The 16,131-nt window shown below is 67.8% G+C and carries 14 protein-coding genes and 1 pseudogene; 10 read left to right on the top strand and 5 right to left on the bottom strand.

Going from position 1 to position 16,131, the window contains the following annotated elements:
• Positions 1 to 35: 35 nt before the first annotated feature.
• The gene (locus GH266_RS06240) at positions 36 to 815 is read right to left on the bottom strand and encodes an SDR family oxidoreductase (protein WP_158193128.1); all 780 of its coding nucleotides are present in this window, start codon (positions 813 to 815) and stop codon (positions 36 to 38) included.
• Positions 816 to 1,018: 203 nt separating this feature from the next.
• On the opposite strand from GH266_RS06240, the gene GH266_RS06235 reads away from it, so the two are divergent.
• The 3 genes from GH266_RS06235 (at position 1,019) to GH266_RS06225 (ending at position 3,951) form a co-directional block, all read left to right on the top strand.
• Positions 1,019 to 1,828: a UDP-2,3-diacylglucosamine diphosphatase gene (locus tag GH266_RS06235; RefSeq protein ID WP_158193127.1), complete on the top strand. Its 810-nt coding sequence runs from the start codon at positions 1,019 to 1,021 to the stop codon at positions 1,826 to 1,828.
• Positions 1,825 to 2,871: a glycosyltransferase family 4 protein gene (locus GH266_RS06230; protein WP_158193126.1), complete on the top strand. Its 1,047-nt coding sequence runs from the start codon at positions 1,825 to 1,827 to the stop codon at positions 2,869 to 2,871. The genes GH266_RS06235 and GH266_RS06230 overlap by 4 nt, the downstream gene beginning before the upstream one ends.
• Positions 2,872 to 2,961: 90 nt before the next feature.
• Positions 2,962 to 3,951, top strand: a complete 990-nt coding sequence (locus tag GH266_RS06225) for a threonine ammonia-lyase (protein WP_158193125.1) — start codon at positions 2,962 to 2,964, stop codon at positions 3,949 to 3,951.
• A gap of 22 nt (positions 3,952 to 3,973) precedes the next feature.
• Here the strand turns inward: GH266_RS06225 and GH266_RS06220 are convergent, their stop codons facing one another.
• Together GH266_RS06220 and GH266_RS06215 are read right to left on the bottom strand one after the other, a co-directional pair.
• Positions 3,974 to 5,023, bottom strand: a complete 1,050-nt coding sequence (locus tag GH266_RS06220) for a DUF2336 domain-containing protein (RefSeq protein WP_158193124.1) — start codon at positions 5,021 to 5,023, stop codon at positions 3,974 to 3,976.
• Positions 5,024 to 5,144: 121 nt separating this feature from the next.
• Positions 5,145 to 6,335 (bottom strand): protein phosphatase CheZ, encoded by a 1,191-nt coding sequence (locus GH266_RS06215; RefSeq protein ID WP_158193123.1) that lies wholly within the window; start codon positions 6,333 to 6,335, stop codon positions 5,145 to 5,147.
• Between the two features lie 127 nt (positions 6,336 to 6,462).
• Between GH266_RS06215 and GH266_RS06210 the strand changes: the two genes are divergently transcribed.
• Positions 6,463 to 7,701: an MFS transporter gene (locus tag GH266_RS06210; RefSeq protein ID WP_158193122.1), complete on the top strand. Its 1,239-nt coding sequence runs from the start codon at positions 6,463 to 6,465 to the stop codon at positions 7,699 to 7,701.
• Here GH266_RS06210 and dgcA read toward each other — a convergent pair.
• Entirely contained in the window at positions 7,698 to 8,681 is a 984-nt protein-coding gene (dgcA, locus tag GH266_RS06205; RefSeq protein WP_158193121.1) for an N-acetyl-D-Glu racemase DgcA, read from the bottom strand. The two genes, GH266_RS06210 and dgcA, sit on opposite strands and share 4 nt — an antisense overlap.
• On the bottom strand, positions 8,678 to 9,691 hold the full coding sequence (dgcN, locus tag GH266_RS06200) for an N-acetyltransferase DgcN (RefSeq protein ID WP_158193120.1): 1,014 nt from the start codon (positions 9,689 to 9,691) through the stop codon (positions 8,678 to 8,680). The genes dgcA and dgcN overlap by 4 nt, the downstream gene beginning before the upstream one ends.
• Before the next feature lie 228 nt (positions 9,692 to 9,919).
• Between dgcN and GH266_RS06195 the strand changes: the two genes are divergently transcribed.
• The 6 genes and pseudogenes from GH266_RS06195 (at position 9,920) to GH266_RS23445 (ending at position 15,979) form a co-directional block, all read left to right on the top strand.
• Entirely contained in the window at positions 9,920 to 11,065 is a 1,146-nt protein-coding gene (locus GH266_RS06195) for an ABC transporter permease (protein ID WP_158193119.1), read from the top strand.
• Positions 11,066 to 11,875: an ABC transporter ATP-binding protein gene (locus GH266_RS06190; protein ID WP_158193118.1), complete on the top strand. Its 810-nt coding sequence runs from the start codon at positions 11,066 to 11,068 to the stop codon at positions 11,873 to 11,875.
• An 18-nt stretch (positions 11,876 to 11,893) separates the two neighbouring features.
• Positions 11,894 to 13,543 (top strand): MlaD family protein, encoded by a 1,650-nt coding sequence (locus GH266_RS06185; RefSeq protein WP_158193117.1) that lies wholly within the window; start codon positions 11,894 to 11,896, stop codon positions 13,541 to 13,543.
• Between the two features lie 20 nt (positions 13,544 to 13,563).
• On the top strand, positions 13,564 to 14,175 hold the full coding sequence (locus GH266_RS06180) for an ABC-type transport auxiliary lipoprotein family protein (RefSeq protein WP_199270456.1): 612 nt from the start codon (positions 13,564 to 13,566) through the stop codon (positions 14,173 to 14,175).
• Between the two features lie 857 nt (positions 14,176 to 15,032).
• Positions 15,033 to 15,431: pseudogene (locus GH266_RS23450) on the top strand (IS110 family transposase); the annotation flags it as partial.
• Entirely contained in the window at positions 15,371 to 15,979 is a 609-nt protein-coding gene (locus GH266_RS23445) for a transposase (protein ID WP_244953877.1), read from the top strand. The pseudogene GH266_RS23450 and the gene GH266_RS23445, both read left to right, overlap by 61 nt.
• Positions 15,980 to 16,131 lie beyond the last annotated feature (152 nt).

Raw genomic sequence — 16,131 nt, 5'->3', positions numbered from 1 at the left:
CGCCGGCTTTTGCGTGTTCGGACAGGTGGCCGCGTTCAGAACGCTGCCGGATAGAGCCCGCCGTCGACGAGGATGTTCTGCCCCGTCACATAGCCCGCCGAGGTCGAGCAGTAGAAGGCGCAGATCCTGCCGAACTCCTCCGCCGTGCCGAAGCGGCCGGCCGGGATTTCCGCCTGCTGCGCCTTGCCGACCGCATCGACGCTCTGCCCGGTCATGCCGGCGGTGCGCTCCAGCCCGCCGCGCAGGCGGTCGGTGTCCATCTTGCCGGGCAGCAGGTTGTTGATGGTGACGTTGCGCCCCGCATAGGTGCGGCAGACGCCGGCCAGGAACGCGGTGAGGCCGGCGCGCGCGCCGCTCGACAGGTCGAGCCCCTCCAGCGGCATGCGCACGGTGATCGAGGTGATGTTGATGATGCGCCCGAACCCGCGCTCGGCCATGCCGTCGGCCACCCGCTGGATCATCTCGATCGGCGAGATCATGTTCTGGATCACCCCGCCGATCATCGCCTCGCGGTCGAGCTCGCGATAGTCGCGGCGCGGCGGGCCGCCATTGTTGTTGACCAGGATGTCGGGCTCGGGGCAGGCGGCGAGCAGGGCGTCCTGCCCCTCGCGCGTCGAGACGTCGGCGACGACCGAGGCGACGTCGACGCCGTAGCGGGAGCGGATTTCGCTTGCGGCCGTCTCCAGGCGCAGCCGGTCCAGCCCGTTGATCACCAGGTCGCAGCCGGCTTGCGCCAGCGCTTCGGCGCATCCCCGGCCAAGGCCGCGGCTGGAGGCGCAGACGATGGCCTTTCGGCCGGAAAGTCCAAGATCCATGTCGTATCTCCCGATCTGCTTCGTCCGGGGCAGGGGCCGGCGGACGTCGTTGCCGAAGTGATAGCGGAGCCGCCCGCGCTCCGTCCAGCCGCAGACGTACGGCGGCGTTTTCTTTCCGCCTCTCGCGTCGTTCCGGCCGCTTGTCATATTTCTGAGACCGGAATCGCGCATTTAGACGCTCAAAGACTTGTCAGGAGCGTGTCATGTCCTCCGAGCCGACCCAGAGACATTTCAGGGCGATCTTCCTGTCCGATATTCATCTTGGTACGCGTGGCTGCCAGGCGGACATGCTGCTCGACTTTCTCAAGTATCACGATGCCGAAACCATCTACCTGGTCGGCGATATCGTCGACGGGTGGCGGTTGCGCCGCATGTGGTACTGGCCGCAGGCCCATAACGACGTGGTGCAGAAGCTGATGCGCAAGGGGCGCAAGGGCGCCCGCATCGTCTATACGCCCGGCAACCACGACGAGTTCCTGCGCGATTTCCTCGGCACCCATTTCGGCGGCATCGAAGTCGTGGAGGAAATCATCCACGAGACCGCCGACGGGCGCCGCTATCTGGTCATCCACGGCGACCGCTTCGACGTGGTGGTGCGCCATGCCAGGTGGCTCGCCTTTCTCGGCGACTGGGCCTATGTCACCGCGCTCAACCTCAACACCGGGCTCAACATCCTGCGCCGCCGTCTCGGCCTGACCTACTGGTCGCTCTCCGCCTGGGCCAAGCTCAAGGTCAAGAACGCGGTGAACTTCATCGGCAAGTTCGAGGAGACGCTGGCGGGCGAAGCCGAGCGCCAGGGCGTCGACGGGGTGATCTGCGGCCATATCCACCACGCCGCCGACCACACCGAGTTCGGCACCCACTACATCAACACCGGCGACTGGGTGGAGAGCTGCACCGCCGTTGCCGAGCACCATGACGGCACGTTCGAGATCATCCGCTGGGCGGACCGGGCAGAGCGTGTGCGGGTGCTGGAAACCGGCGAGCCGCGCCGGGCGCAGGCCGCCGCATGAAGTCGCTGCTCATCGTCACCGATGCCTGGCATCCCCAGATCAACGGTGTCGTGCGCTCCATCGAGCGCACCGTGGACGAGCTGCGCCGCATGGGCGTGCCGGTCGAGGTGCTCTCGCCGGCCGACTTCTTCACCGTTCCCTGCCCGACCTATTCCGAAATCCGCCTGTCCCTGACGACGCCGTACGCCTTGCGCCGGCGGATCGTCGCCGGCGGGTACGATCATCTGCACATCGCCACCGAAGGGCCGCTGGGCCTGATGGCCGCGCGCGTCGCCCGGATGCTCGATCTCGCCTACACGACGAGCTACCACACGCGCTTTCCGGAATATCTGTCGGCGCGCATGCCGGTGCCGGTCTCCTGGTCCTATGCCTGGCTGCGCCGCTTCCACAATGCCGGCCAGGGCTGCATGGTGGCGACCTCGACGCTGGAGCAGGATCTCGCCGCGCGCGGCTTCGCCAACCTGATGCGCTGGTCGCGCGGCGTCGATCACGAGCTGTTCTGCCCGCGCGAGGGCAGCGTGCTGCCGGAAACGCTGGTCGGGCCCGTCTTCATGTATGTCGGCCGGGTGTCGGTGGAAAAGAACATTGCCGCCTTCCTCGATCTCGAGCTGCCGGGGACCAAGGTGGTGGTCGGCGACGGACCGCAGCTGGCGGAGCTGCGCGCGCGCTACCCGCAGGTCCTGTTCACCGGATCGAAGACCGGCGAGGATCTCGCCCGGCATTATTCCTCCGCCGATGTGGTGGTCTTCCCGAGCCGCACCGACACGTTCGGCAATGTGCTGCTGGAGGCGCTGGCGGCGGGCGTTCCGGTTGCCGCCTATCCGGTGATGGGACCGCTCGACATTCTTCAGGGCACGGGTGCCGGCGTGCTGGACGAGGATCTCGGCAAGGCGGCCGTTGCGGCACTGGCCATTCCGCGCCAGCGCTGCCGCGAACTGGCCCTGTCCTACAGCTGGGAGGCGAGCACCCGCCAGTTCCTGCGCAACTGCCTGCAGGCGAGCGGCCAAGCGCAGACGCAGACGCAGACGCGGGGCGCTGCCTGAGCGCCTTTTTGCTGTCGAGCGCGCTTCAACCGGGCCCTTCAATCAGGCATGGCGATCATGTAGGACTCAAACCTTCTGCAGGAGGCCTTCATGGACGCGATTCCCGTCTCTTCCCCGGTATTCCAGGACATTCGCGATGCGCAGCAGCGCATTGCCGGCGAGGCGGTGGTGACGCCGCTGCTGCGCTCGGCGTTTCTCGACGAACTGACCGGCGGCACCGTGCTGCTGAAGGCCGAGAACCTGCAGCGCACCGGCTCCTTCAAGTTTCGCGGCGCCTTCAACCGCCTGTCGATGATCCCGGCGGATGCGCGGGCGGGCGGTGTCGTCGCCTGCTCGTCCGGCAACCACGCGCAGGGCGTTGCGGAGGCGGCACGGGTGCTGGGGATGCCGGCGACCATCGTGATGCCGCAGGACGCGCCGCAGGCAAAGCTCGACCGCACGCGCCGCTCCGGCGCGCGGGTCGTCACCTATCGCCGCGGCGTCGACGACCGCGATGTGCTGGCCCTGGAGATCGCCCGCGAGACCGCCGCGACGATGGTTCACCCCTACAATGATGCCGGCGTCATTGCCGGCCAGGGCACCATCGGGGCCGAGGTCGCCGAACAGGCGGCGGCCCTGGGACTGGTGCCGGAGGCGATGCTCACCTGCGCCGGCGGCGGCGGCATGACCGGCGGCATCGCCCTTGCGCTGGAGACACTGCTGCCCGACTGCGAGCTGCTGCCGGTGGAGCCGGAAGGCTTCGACGATCACGGCCGCTCGCTCACAGGCGGCACGGTGGTCGCCAATCCGAGCGAGGCCGGATCGGTCTGCGATGCCCTGCTTGCCCGCCAGCCGGGCGAGATCGGCTTTTCGATCACCCGCCGCCGGGCGAGCCGCGGCCTTGCCGTGAGCGATGCCGAGGCGCTGGCGGCGGTCGCCTTCGCCTTTCGCGAGCTGAAGCTGGTGGTGGAGCCGGGCGGGGCGGTGTGCCTTGCCGCGGTGCTGTCGGGCCGGCTGCCGGTGAAGGGGCGGGTCGTCGCGCTCACCCTGTCCGGCGGCAATATCGACGCCGACATGATGGCGAAGGCGCTGGCCGGCTAGTCGGGGAAAGCGGCAAGCGCCCTCAGTTGAAGGCGCGCTTGCTGCCGGGATGGCGCATCGTGCGGTAGGTGAAGACGTCCTGCGCCACGGTCTTGCTGCCGATGCCGAGCCAGTCGCATCTCAGTTTCAGGAACTGGCCGTAGGTCTTGTGGCCGATCCCCGTCTCCTTCATCAGCATCGCGACGGCGCCGCCCGCCTGCGAGGCGAAGGTGTCGCGCACGGTGGAGTCGCGCAGCGACAGGTGGCGGGACACCAGCCAGATGATGGCGTTCATGTCCTTGCGCTCGATCAGCGTCCTAAAAATGCTCTCGAAGCCGAGCTCGCCGGATGCGATCTGGATCTGGATCTCGTGGCGGGACAGCTGCTCGCCGCCGACTTCCAGCCCTGCGTCCCGGTCGTCGTCGACGGCCGTCAGCGCCAGCCGGTCCAGCTCGTCCTGGTTCTCGAGCGCGCGCTCCAGATCGCCGGGCATCAAGGGACAGTCCGTCTGGGAGATCATCTTCATGTCGCCGAGAAAGCCCTCGTCCTGCGCGCAGCGGCGGGCGAGGGCGCCGAGCAGCCGCTGGTCCGCCGCCGACAGGATCAGCACCGCGAGCAGGGCACGGACGGCGAATTCGGCGCCCTGGTTCTGCAGCAGGGCGTTGACCACCGGAAACGCGCCGCGCGCGATCAGCGTGTCGACGATCTCCTTGGGCACCTGCATCCGGCGGGCGATGGCCAGGCGATGGCGGTCGGACCGGTTGCGCGAGACCTCGAGCAGCTTGCTCGTGCTGACGACCGGAGAGTGCTCCAGGACGGGCTCGCAGATGTCGAAGGGCTCTTCGGTCAGGCGGTCGGCAAGCGGCTGGGTGATGCGCCCGGTGCGGGCGAGGCGCACGACGATGTCGAGGCGGACGGAGTGGTCGAGCTGGTCGAAGACGTCCAGCACCAGCCCGGAAAACAGATGGCGTTCCGCTTCGGTCGGCTCACGCTCGAGCTTGTCGGCATATTGGGCACTGAGCAGGCGCACCAGTTCGGATCGCGCCGATGGTTCATGCGCCCTTGCCAGTTCCTCGAGCCGCTCGCGGATCATGCCCCTCCATCCATTTCGGCGTCTGAATTCAGTCTTGCAGAGTTACTTGTAAATATTTGCAGGTCAAAGAGAAATCCGCGACGCGCCGCCTCCCGCCGCCTCGCCGGACCCGCGGGCCGGATCAGCTGAACAGGGACTGCTTCTCGCCGGGGGACAGGCGGTCGAGCGGGTCCTCGCCCTCGTCCGCGCTCTCGGTGCGGGCCTTCTTCGGCGCGGGCATCGTCTCGGCGTTGGGCACCACTTCGAATTCGGCTTCCCAGGCGGCGGTGTCCTCGTCGTCGACCATCACCACATCGTCGAAGTCGTTGCCGGCCGGAAGGTCGGGCTTGGGCTGGCCCGGCTTTTCGAAGACGTCCGCATCGGCAAAGTCGACATCGTCGAATTCGAGGCCGGCCATCTGGCGGGCGCTCTCGTCCTGCTTGCCGGCCGGCGCGCCGGCGTCGAAGATATCGGCGTCGGTCTCCGTCTCCGTGTCCGTGTCGGCGGAGGCGAAGAGCGCGTCGATCTCGTCGGCCGAGGCCGTCTCTCCGGAGAAGGCGCCGGCCTCGTCGGCGGTCTCGTCCGCCGCATCGCCGCCAACGTCCAGGGCGTCGAAATCGACCGCCTCCAGGTCGAACATCTCGTCGACCGCGTTCTGCGACACGCCCTTGCCGTCGAGCTGGGGCCCGTTCAGCAGATGCGCGTCGGGCCGGCTGTCCTCCACGAACGTGGTGTCCTCGGCGCGGCTGCCTTCGATGCCCCAGATCGAGACCATCAGGTTGATGCGCGATTCCAGATACTGCAGCACCTGGACGATCTTCTGGGTGCGCTGGCCGGTCAGGTCCTGGAACGAGCAGGCCATGAAGATCTCGGTGGCGCGCGCATCGATGTCGTCGCAGCTCTCCTCGTCCGCGCCGTTCTCGCGCAGCGTCCAGGCGGTCTCCTGGATGGCTTCGGCGGCGGCGAGGATTTCCTGGGTGGCGCTCTCGGTCTTGGTGACGATGGCGTCGAGCTCGTTCGAGGCCTCGATGAAGCGGTTGCCCTCTTCCTGCTCGTGCTTGATGTTGGAGATCTCGCGCTTGGTGCGTTCGATCGCCTCCTGCATTTCTGCAATGTCGAGGCGGATGCGGTCCATGCTGGGGATGGTGCGCTCGCGCACCATGACCTTTTCCAGGCGGGCGATGGCGTCCAGCACCATCTGCGTCTCCGGCTTCTGGTTCCGGCGCATGTATTCGTCCAGGAACCAGCGACCGCGATCCGTGTCCGTCAAGGCGTTCAGGAGCGCTTCGTAGTCGCTTTCCCGGATCGCGCTCGGCGTGCCCATTTCAGCCATAACTGTCGTTCCGCGTTCCTGATCCGTCTCGGTTTCGGCTCGTCCGAAGACCGTCGGTCATGCTTAATCGCCAAATCCTTAAAATCGGTATAGAAGGCAGTTCCCCACGGATGGCGGATGCTTCCACATGCCCCTTCACGCAAGGGTTGCGGCGATCTTCGCAGCCTATTTCTTCGGCCTCGGCCTGTTTCTCCCGTTCTTTCCGCTGGTGCTGTCCGAGGCGGGCCTGAGCCCCGGAGAGATCGGCACGCTGCTCGCCATCCCGATGCTGGTGCGGCTTGCGGCCAACCCCCTGATCGGCGCGGCCGTCGACCGCTTCGGCACGCCGGGCCGGGCCGTGGCCCTGCTCAGCATTCTCGCCGCCATTGCGTTTTCAGGCTTTTTCTTCGCCAAGAGCTTCTTCGCCAGCGCCGTGCTGCTGGTGGTCATCTCCATCGCCTGGTCGCCCCTGATGCCGCTGGGGGACGCGCTGGCGGCCCGCGTCGAGCGCGAGGGCAAGGGCGATTATGGCCGCATGCGGCTGTGGGGCTCGGTCTCCTTCATCGTGGCGAACGTGATCGGCGGCGTGCTGATCGGCGAGTGGACGACCGGGGTCGTGGTCGGCGGCATCGTCGCCGGGCTGGTTGCGGCCGGGGTCGCCGCGCTCAGCGTCAAGCTGCCGCGAATCCGGGTCGATGAAAACGAATCGGTCTCGATCGCCTCGCCCGACACCGCGCTCGCCGAGGTGATGGAAGAGGGCGCGCCGCGCGCCCTTCCTGCCCGCCGAAAGGGGTTGGCCGCGCTGCTGCGCGAGGGCGCCTTCGTGACGCCCGGCTTCCTGCTGGTGATCCTGGCGGCGGGTTGCGCGCAGGCCAGCCATGCGGCCTATTACGCCTTCAGCGCGCTCCACTGGTCGCAGACCGGCGTTTCCGGTGCGGCCGTCGGCATCTATTGGGGGCTGGGGGTGATCACCGAGATCGGCCTGTTCGCCGCCTCGGCGCGGGTGCGGGCGGTGCTGGGCGTCAACGGCCTGCTGGCCATCGGCATTGCCGGCGCCATCCTGCGCTGGATCCTGTTTCCCTTCGTGGAGGATCCCGTCTCCATCGTCCTGGTGCAGCTGCTGCACGGGCTCAGCTTCGGCGCGACCCATCTCGGCGCCGTCGCCTTCGTCGCGCGCATGGCGCCGCCGCAGTGGGCGGGCGCTGCCCAGGGCGTCAACTCGATGGTGATCGGTGCGGTGACGGCGCTGGCCTCCGCCGCCGCAGGCGTGCTCTACGCCTCCAGCCCGGTCTCGGCTTTCCTGGCGATGTCGGTGCTGTCCGGCATCGGCGGGGTGTGCCTGGTCGCCGGCCTCGTCGTCTCGAACCGGGCGAAGCGCGCCGGCTAGCCCCAGAGCTCGGGGCGCGGCGGATGCATCAGGCTGCCGTCGAAGACGAGCCCAGGCTCCCGGTCCTTGGACAGCAGCAGCGGCGCGTCGAGATCGACATAATCGGCCCCTTGCGCGATCAGCGCGCCCGGCGCCATTGCCAGCGACGTGCCGAGCATGCAGCCGATCATCACCTTGAAGCGCATCTCGCGGGCCTTGCGGGCAAGCAGCAGCGCTTCGGTCAGGCCGCCGGTCTTGTCGAGCTTGATGTTGACCGCGTCGTAGAGCGGGGCAAGGCGTTCCAGGTCCGCCGAAGTGTGCAGGCTTTCGTCGGCACAGACCGGAATGGGCCGCGGCAGGTGGGCAAGAGCCCCGTCCGCGTCGGAAGGCAGGGGCTGCTCGATCAGCTCCACCCCGGCCGCGCGGCAGGCCTCCATGTTGCGCGCAAACAGCGCCTCGCTCCAGGCCTCGTTGGCATCGACGATCAGCCGGGCGTTCGGTGCGGCAGCGCGCACCGCGGCGATCCGCTCGTCGTCGCCGTCGCCGCCGAGCTTGATCTTCAGCAGCGGGCGGTGCTTCGCCTTCGCCGTGTCGGCGGCCATCTTTTCCGGCGTGCCGAGGCTGATGGTGAAGGCGGTGGTGACGGGCCTCATTTCTCCGATGCCGGCGAGGCTGGCCGCGCTCGTGCCGGCCTGCTTGGCGGCCAGGTCCCAGAAGGCGCAGTCGATGGCGTTGCGCGCCGCGCCCGCCGGCATCGCCTGCTGCAGCCCGGCGCGGTCGAGCCCGCGGGCGATGTCGGGCGCGATCCGCTCGATATCGGCCATCACGCCCTCGACCGTCTCGCCGTAGCGGGCGTAGGGAACGCATTCGCCCCGGCCGCGATGCGGCCCTTCGCTCAGCGTGACCATCACCACATTGGCGTGGGTCCGGCTTCCCCGCGAGATGGTGAAGCCGCCCTCGATCGGCCAACTGTCGGTGGCAACGCTCAGTTTGAGCGTCATGGCTTGCCGAACTCGGCCGCGATCCGCTCGACGATGGCCTCGCAGCCGAAGCGGACGGGATCGGTCGCCGGCAGGCCGTATTCGGCCTGCGTGTCGGCGAGCAGCTTGCGCGCTTCCGGCTCGTCCAGCGCCACCGTGTTGATGCTGATGCCGACGCAGCGGATGTCCGGATTGGTGAGCTTGCCGAGCGCCACGGTCATGTCGATGACCTGTTGGATCGTCGGCAGCGGCGTCTTGACGCCGCGCATGTTGGTGCGGGTCGGCTCGTGGCAGACGACGAAGGCGTCGGGCTGGGACCCGTGCAGCAGGCCGAGGGTCACGCCGGCAAAGGACGGGTGGAACAGCGAGCCCTGTCCCTCGACCAGATCCCAGTGGTTCTCGTCGGCGGCCGGCGAGATCCATTCCGCGGCGCCCGAAATGAAGTCCGCGATCACCGCGTCCAGCGAGACGCCGCGCCCGGAAATGAACACGCCGGTCTGGCCGGTGGCACGGAAGTCGGCGTCGAAGCCCTTGTCCCGCATCGCCTGTTCCAGCGCCAGCGCGCAGTATTTCTTGCCGACCGAGCAGTCGGTTCCCACCGTCAGCAGCCGCTTGCCGCTGCGCCTGGTGCCCTTGCCGGTGTCGAAGCGGATGTCGGAATGGCGCACGTCGAACAGCTTGCGGCCGTTGCGCTCGGCCGCCTCGCGGATGGCGGGGACGGCGCCGAGGCGCATGTGCAGCCCGCTCGCCACGTCCATGCCCGCATCGAGCGCCGCGACGATGGAGGCCACCCAGTGCTCGGGCAGCACGCCGCCGGCATTCACCGCGCCGATCACCATGGTCCGCGCGCCGGCCTTGGCGGCGTCCTGCGGCGACATCTCGGGCAGTTTCGCGTCCGCCTTGCACCCCTCCAGCCGATGCTGGCCGATGCACCAGTCGCGGCGCCAGTCGACGATGCCGAGGCCCGTCTTGGCGGCCAGCGCGTCCGGCACGTCGCCGAGAAACAGCAGATAGGGATGGGCAATTTCCATCATGGTCTCCTGACAGTCGGAATTTCCGGTCTGGCTGGCCCGTCGCTGGCACACATGTGCGGGGGCGAAAGCGGTGGCCGGCTGGACGCTTGCATCGGCGCCAAGGTATACGTGGACCTTGGGAGGCTCGGCAAGGGGGCGGGGCGTCCCGAATCCGCCCCGTCACGCGAGGGGGCAGGCAGCCTTGCTGCCGGATGCAGGATGAACCGGGACGGGACGACAGCTGGCATGACCGTTGAGGCAGCACAGGAGATACCGCGTATCTCGGCGAAGGAGAAGGACGGCGACCTGATCCTCGTGCTGGCCGGGCCCTGGACGATCCAGCATAGCGAGATCCTGGAGCAGGCCGTCGACGGCATCGGTGTGCCCGACGCCCGGCGCATTCATTTCGACCTGTCGCAGGTCGGGCGGATGGATACGGCGGGCGCCTGGTTGATCCACCGCTTGCGCGGCGACCTGGAGTTCCACGGCGCGCGCGTCAGCCTGCAAGGGGTGCGGCCGTCCTTCGATGCGCTGATTTCCGAGGTCGAGCAGCACCACCCGACTCCCTGGGCGCCGGCGCGTCACAAGTTGTCGCTGTTCAGCATTCTCGAGACGACGGGGCGCGAGGTCGTCGGCATCGGGCGCGATTCGCTCGCCATCCTGCACATCGTCGGCTCGCTGGTCAGCGTGCTGTCGGGCGTGTTCCTGCGCCCGCGCAGCCTTCGCATCGTCTCCATCGCCACCCAGTTCGACAGGGCCTGCATCGGCGCGGTGCCCATCGTCATGCTGATGAGCTTCCTCATCGGCGCGATCATCGCCCAGCAGGGCGGCTTCTACCTCCGGCAGTTCGGCGCCGAGGTCTATGTGGTCGACCTGTCCGGCGTGCTGGTGCTGCGCGAGATCGGCGTGATTCTGACGGCGATCATGGTCGCGGGCCGGTCCGGCTCCGCGTTCACCGCCGAGATCGGCTCGATGAAGATGCGTGAGGAGATCGACGCGCTGCATGTCATCGGGCTGCGGGTCACCGAAGTGCTGATCCTGCCGCGGCTTTTCGCGCTCATTCTCGCCCTGCCGATCCTGACCTTCCTGTCGAACCTTGCTGCTCTGTTCGGCGCCGGGCTGATTTCCTGGCTCTATCTCGACATGGCGCCGCGGGTCTTCATCAACCTGATGCAGCAGTCGGTCACGGTCGATACCTTGATGGTGGGCATCGTCAAGGCGCCCTTCATGGCGCTGATCATCGGCCTTGTGGCCTGCGTGGAAGGCATGAAAGTCTCGGGTTCGGCCGAGTCGCTCGGCCATCACACGACCATGTCCGTCGTGAAGGCGATCTTCATGGTGATCGTCGTCGACGGCCTGTTCGCCATCTTCTTCTCTTCGATCGGGATCTGAATGCCGTCCGAGACAACCCTTGCGCCGCCGACCGCGGACGAGACCAACGCGCCCGGCGAGGAGGTGATCCTGCGCGCCCGCGGCGTGACGGTCGGCTTCGGTTCGACGGTGGTCCTCAAGGATCTAGACCTCGACGTGCGGACACGCGAGATCCTGGGCTTCGTCGGCGGATCGGGCACCGGCAAGTCGGTGCTGATGCGCGCCATTCTCGGCCTCACGCCGAAGCGGGCCGGCACCATCGAGGTGTTCGGCGTCGATCTCGACAAGGCCTCGCCGGACGAGCGGCAGGCGGTGGAGCGCCGGTGGGGCGTGCTGTTCCAGCAGGGTGCCCTGTTCTCCTCGCTCACCGTGCGGCAGAACATCCAGGTGCCGATGCGCGAGCACATGCGCATGTCGCAGCGGCTGATGGACGAGCTCGCCCTGTTGAAGCTGGAAATGGTCGGCCTGCCGCGCAATGCGGCGGAGAAGTTCCCCTCCGAACTCTCCGGCGGCATGATCAAGCGGGCGAGCCTTGCGCGTTCGCTGGCCCTCGATCCGGACCTTGTCTTTCTCGACGAGCCGACCTCCGGTCTCGATCCCATCGGTGCCGCTGCGTTCGACGATCTCGTGCGCAAGCTTCGCGACACGCTCGGCCTCACGGTCTACATGGTCACCCACGATCTCGACAGCTTGCATTCCATTTGCGACCGCGTCGCGGTATTAGGAGAAAAGAGAGTGTTGAAGACGGGGACGGTCGCCGAACTGATGGAATTCGACAATCCCTGGGTGCAGTCCTATTTCAACGGCGAACGGGCGTTGCGGCGGGTATAGGCAGGAACAGGCGTAAGCATGGAAACCCGCGCGAATTATATTGCCATCGGTGCGTTCGTCTTCGCGACGCTCATCATCGGCTTCGTTTTCATCTATTGGCTCGGCGCCCGCGCGGAAGGCCCGCGTGCGCTGCCGTTGAAGGTCGTGTTCAACGGGGCGGTGACCGGCCTGTCCGTCGGCGGGGCGGTGAATTTCAACGGTATCAAGGTCGGCGATGTCGGCGAACTGGGCTTCGATCCCAAGGACCCGCGCGTGGTGATCGCGACGATCCGCGTCAGCCCGAACACGCCCCTGCGCACGGACGTCAAGGCGACGCTGGGGTTCCAGACGCTGTCGGGCATCGCCTATGTCGACCTGTCCGGCGGGTCGACCAATGCGCCGCTGCTGCTCGATCCCGATGCCGAGGAACCGCCGGTCATCTATGCCGAGAAATCCGCCTTCGAGGATATCGTGGAGGGCGCGCGGGACATTCTCAGCCGCGCCGACACGACGCTCGCCTCCATCGAGCGCGTGGTGAACGACAACCGCGAAGAGGTGAACAAGATCATCGTCAATGCCCGCGTCTTCTCCGATGCGCTGGCGAGCAATGCCGATGGCGTCGACAATTTCATGGCCAGCGTCGCCAGCACCGGCGAGGCGCTGCAGAGCCTGTCCGGCCGGCTTGAAGGGCTGGTCGACAGCGCGACCGCCGTGGTCGATGCGGTGCCCCCCGGCCGCGTGACCGAGATCGTCAACAATGCCGCCGAGGTCACGTCGAAGGCGGCAGAGGCCGCGGACGGGCTGACGGGTATGGTCGCCAATGCCGAGACCGCGGCGCAGGACCTGCAGCAGTTCGCCTCCGGCCTGACCTCGAGCCTTGCCAAGGTCGACGCGGTGATCGACACCGTCCGGCCCGAGGCGGTCACGCGGATCGTCGACGGGGCGTCGGCCTTCGCGACCGTGCTTCAGGAGCGCTCCGCGGATATCGACCGGCTGGTGGTGTCCTCGACCCGCACGATGGAGAACCTGGACGAGGTCAGCACGTCGCTCGCCGAGGGCAAGGAAGACATTCGCCAGGTCCTGGCGGATGCCCGCACCATCGGCACGCAGCTCGTCGCCACCGTCGACCGGATCGACCGGGTCGTTGCCGCCGTCGACCCGGAGCAGGTCAAGAGCCTCGTTGCATCGGTGGAGCGCTTTTCCGGCGAGATCGCCGGCAAGACGAAGATCGTGACCGACGCCATCGCGAAGGCCGGCGAGGCGGTCGACAATGTCAACGAGTTCAGCCAGAGCCTGAAGGGGCGCGGCCCGCAGATCGACCAGATCGTGCGCGATGCCCAGGAACTGGCGTCGAAGCTCAATGCCACCGGCACCCGTGTCCAGAGCGTCGTCGACAAGGTCGACGCGATGGTGGAAGGGGACGGCGAGGGCCTGATCGCCGAGGCGACCCAGGCCGCCGCCTCGATCCGCAAGGTCGCCGACGTGCTGGCCGAGCGGGTCGGGCCGATCACCAGCGGGCTCGAGCGCTTCACCGCGCGCGGCTCGACCGATTTCTCGAATGCCATGGCGCAGCTCAGCCGCACGCTGCTGGAGATCCAGCGCACGGCGTCCGATCTCAACCGCGATCCGCAGCGCGTGATCTTCGGCGGGCCGGACAAGCCGACCTTCGGAGGGGCACAGCGGCGATGATGCGAAAACTGGAGTTGCGGATGCGCGGGAAGGGTCGCATCAAGGGGGCGGTCTCGGCCGCGGGGCTTTCGCTGGCGCTCGTGCTTGCCGGGTGCGGCTCGGCGAGCACGCCGGATGCCTATTACGGGCTGACCACGCCGGCGCTCGCCGAAAAGGCGGCGGCAGGCCGCAGCGGTACCATCCAGGTCTTGGTGCCGGCGCCGCGCGCCCTGCAGGCGCTCGACACGGCGTCCATCGCCGTGGTCGATGCCGGTCCCGTCTACACCTATTTCCCCAAGGCCGCCTGGACCGACACGCTGCCCAAGGTGGTGCAGTCGAAGATCGTGCAGTCGCTGGAGAACACCCGCGGCCTGCGCGGCGTCGGCCTGCCGGGCGAGGGGCTGCTGATCGACTACCAGCTGCAGACGGACCTCAGGTCCTTCCAGCTGCAGATCGACGGCCAGGACCGCGCCGTGGTCGAGGTGATGGCCCGCCTGGTCAACGACCGCAACGGCCGCACCAAGGCGAGCCGCGTCTTCCGGGCGGAAGCCCCGGCCCGCAGCACCAATGTGCGCGATGCCGTTGATGCGATGAACGCGGCGGCGGACAGCGTGCTGCGCGAGATCTCGGCCTGGGTCCTGTCCAACGTCTGACCGGCGCGCACCGCCCGAATCTCCTCGGCCGTTCCTCCATTCTCTGCCGTCACCCCGGCCAAGCGAAGCGCGCGCCGGGGCCTAGGTCGTGGACTCATAATTGTGCCGGAAACGGCATCTGGCCCGGCAATGATATGCCAGGAGGAGCGTGATGGCCGGGGCAGGTCCCCCGGCCGAGCGGTCCGACGCCGCAGATCGAAGTCGGGCCGACGCCCTTCGGGTCTGGGCGAACCTGCCGGCAACAGCGTCGCAAGACCTTGAAAACCGGACGGTTTCCTGCGGACTTGCTCCTTGTATCCGATCAGGTTCGCGCAGACCGTTTCTCGCCAGAATTATGAGTTCACGACCTAGTCGTTCCCAGAGCGGCGGTAAGGACACGCCCGCGCGCCCACACTCGGCCTGTCGTCCCGGTTTCGGCGAAGCCGAAGACCGGGATCCAGTAACCCCCAAACGGTCGGCTCGGGCCTCGGCGTCGCCGCGAGCCCCCTCGTCGAGGGGACCTGCTTGCGCAAACCTGCCCGCCCCGGCGGATACTGGATGCCTGCCTTCGCAGGCATGACAGCCGAGGGTGGGGTGAACGCCTTCTGCCTCACACCTGCCGGGGTTGCCAATGGCCCCCGGCTCTCCGGCTTCGCCTGCGGCCGGGATTGTTTGTTTGCTTTGGTGGTAGAGTTTGGGTGGTCTCCCGGACACGCCCGTCCGGGAGACCAGCGGCCGGCGACCGTGCCGGGATCGGGTTTGTACCCGTAGTCATCAAGGTTCCCGGCCGCTTCCTTTTCCCGCTTGGAGAGTTGATTGGGCCTCTGGCCAACACCACGCCCGCAAACAATCCGAAGCACGATCAGGATACCAGTCCCATGACCAGACTCAAGGACGCTCCCGACCGGGTGCTTGGCATCGATGTCGGCAAGGCGACGCTCACCGTGTTCGACAGCCGGGCCGGCACGCTTTCTGTCATCGACAACACAGCCCCCGCCATCAAGGCGCTGTGCGAAGACCTTCGCCCCGGCACGCTCGTCGTCTGCGAGCCGACGGGTGGATACGAGGCCGCGGTGCTGGCAGAGCTCGCTGCCGCAGGCATCGCCTGCCACCGGGCCGACACCCTCAAGGTCAAGGCTTTCCTGCGCTCCTTCGGCACTCTGGCCAAGACCGATGCCATCGATGCCCGCGCCCTGGCCCGCTATGCCCAGGAGCGGTGGCAGCTCCTCGCCCTGGTCGCCCTGTCGCAGGCCAGGCAGGCCGAACTGGCCGCCCTCGTCGCCCGCCGCAAGGATCTCGTCGATCTCAAGGTGGCGGAGACCAACCGCCTCAAGGCGCCGGGCATGAAGGCGGTGCGGGCGTCCTGCAAGGTCGTCCTGCGCTGCCTGCAAGGCCAGATCGCCCGGATCGATGCCGCCATCGAAGCGCTGCTGGCCAAGAGCCCGTCCTTGGCCCGGCGCATCGCCGTCTCCCGCTCCCTGCCGGGCGTCGGACCGCGCACCGCCATAACCCTCGCCGCCATGATGCCGAACTCGGCAGCCTCACACGCCGGCAGGCTGCCTCGCTTGCGGGCGTCGCCCCGCATCCCAGGGATAGCGGCACCCTCAAAGGCTACCGGCGAATGCGCGGCGGACGGGCAACCATCCGTCCCGTCCTGTTCATGGCAGCCCTCGCCGCAAGCCGCGCCAAGGGCGACCTGCGCCTGTTCTATCAACGCCTTGTCCAGAACGGAAAGAAGCCCATCGTCGCCATCGCCGCGCTCATGAGAAAGATCGTCGTCATCCTCAACGCAAGGCTCCGAGACCAAAGCCAACAACAGAGTTGATGACCTCGGAGGGGAGGCGCCGGCCCTGGCTTCCCCTCTGCCGTCACCCCGGCCAAGCGCAGCGCGCGCCGGGGGCCATTCGTTCCCAGAGCGGCTGCGAAGGCTTTCCGCCTTTCCGCCTCTCCCCGCACCCTCCGGGACACAGCCCTCTC

The sequence above is a fragment of the Stappia indica genome, assembly GCF_009789575.1.
Lineage (GTDB): Bacteria > Pseudomonadota > Alphaproteobacteria > Rhizobiales > Stappiaceae > Stappia > Stappia indica_A.
This window is presented reverse-complemented; position numbering and strand designations above follow the sequence as displayed.

Excerpts from the sequence above, each read along its gene's own strand:
- GH266_RS06180 (WP_199270456.1), top strand. The coding sequence starts at position 13,564 with ATGCGCGGGAAGGGTCGCATCAAGGGGGCGGTCTCGGCCGCGGGGCTT.
- GH266_RS06230 (WP_158193126.1), top strand. The coding sequence starts at position 1,825 with ATGAAGTCGCTGCTCATCGTCACCGATGCCTGGCATCCCCAGATCAAC.
- GH266_RS06185 (WP_158193117.1), top strand. The coding sequence starts at position 11,894 with ATGGAAACCCGCGCGAATTATATTGCCATCGGTGCGTTCGTCTTCGCG.
- GH266_RS06190 (WP_158193118.1), top strand. The coding sequence starts at position 11,066 with ATGCCGTCCGAGACAACCCTTGCGCCGCCGACCGCGGACGAGACCAAC.
- GH266_RS06195 (WP_158193119.1), top strand. The coding sequence starts at position 9,920 with ATGACCGTTGAGGCAGCACAGGAGATACCGCGTATCTCGGCGAAGGAG.
- dgcN (WP_158193120.1), bottom strand. The coding sequence starts at position 9,691 with ATGGAAATTGCCCATCCCTATCTGCTGTTTCTCGGCGACGTGCCGGAC.
- GH266_RS06210 (WP_158193122.1), top strand. The coding sequence starts at position 6,463 with ATGCCCCTTCACGCAAGGGTTGCGGCGATCTTCGCAGCCTATTTCTTC.
- GH266_RS06235 (WP_158193127.1), top strand. The coding sequence starts at position 1,019 with ATGTCCTCCGAGCCGACCCAGAGACATTTCAGGGCGATCTTCCTGTCC.
- GH266_RS06240 (WP_158193128.1), bottom strand. The coding sequence starts at position 815 with ATGGATCTTGGACTTTCCGGCCGAAAGGCCATCGTCTGCGCCTCCAGC.
- dgcA (WP_158193121.1), bottom strand. The coding sequence starts at position 8,681 with ATGACGCTCAAACTGAGCGTTGCCACCGACAGTTGGCCGATCGAGGGC.
- GH266_RS06215 (WP_158193123.1), bottom strand. The coding sequence starts at position 6,335 with ATGGCTGAAATGGGCACGCCGAGCGCGATCCGGGAAAGCGACTACGAA.
- GH266_RS06225 (WP_158193125.1), top strand. The coding sequence starts at position 2,962 with ATGGACGCGATTCCCGTCTCTTCCCCGGTATTCCAGGACATTCGCGAT.
- GH266_RS06220 (WP_158193124.1), bottom strand. The coding sequence starts at position 5,023 with ATGATCCGCGAGCGGCTCGAGGAACTGGCAAGGGCGCATGAACCATCG.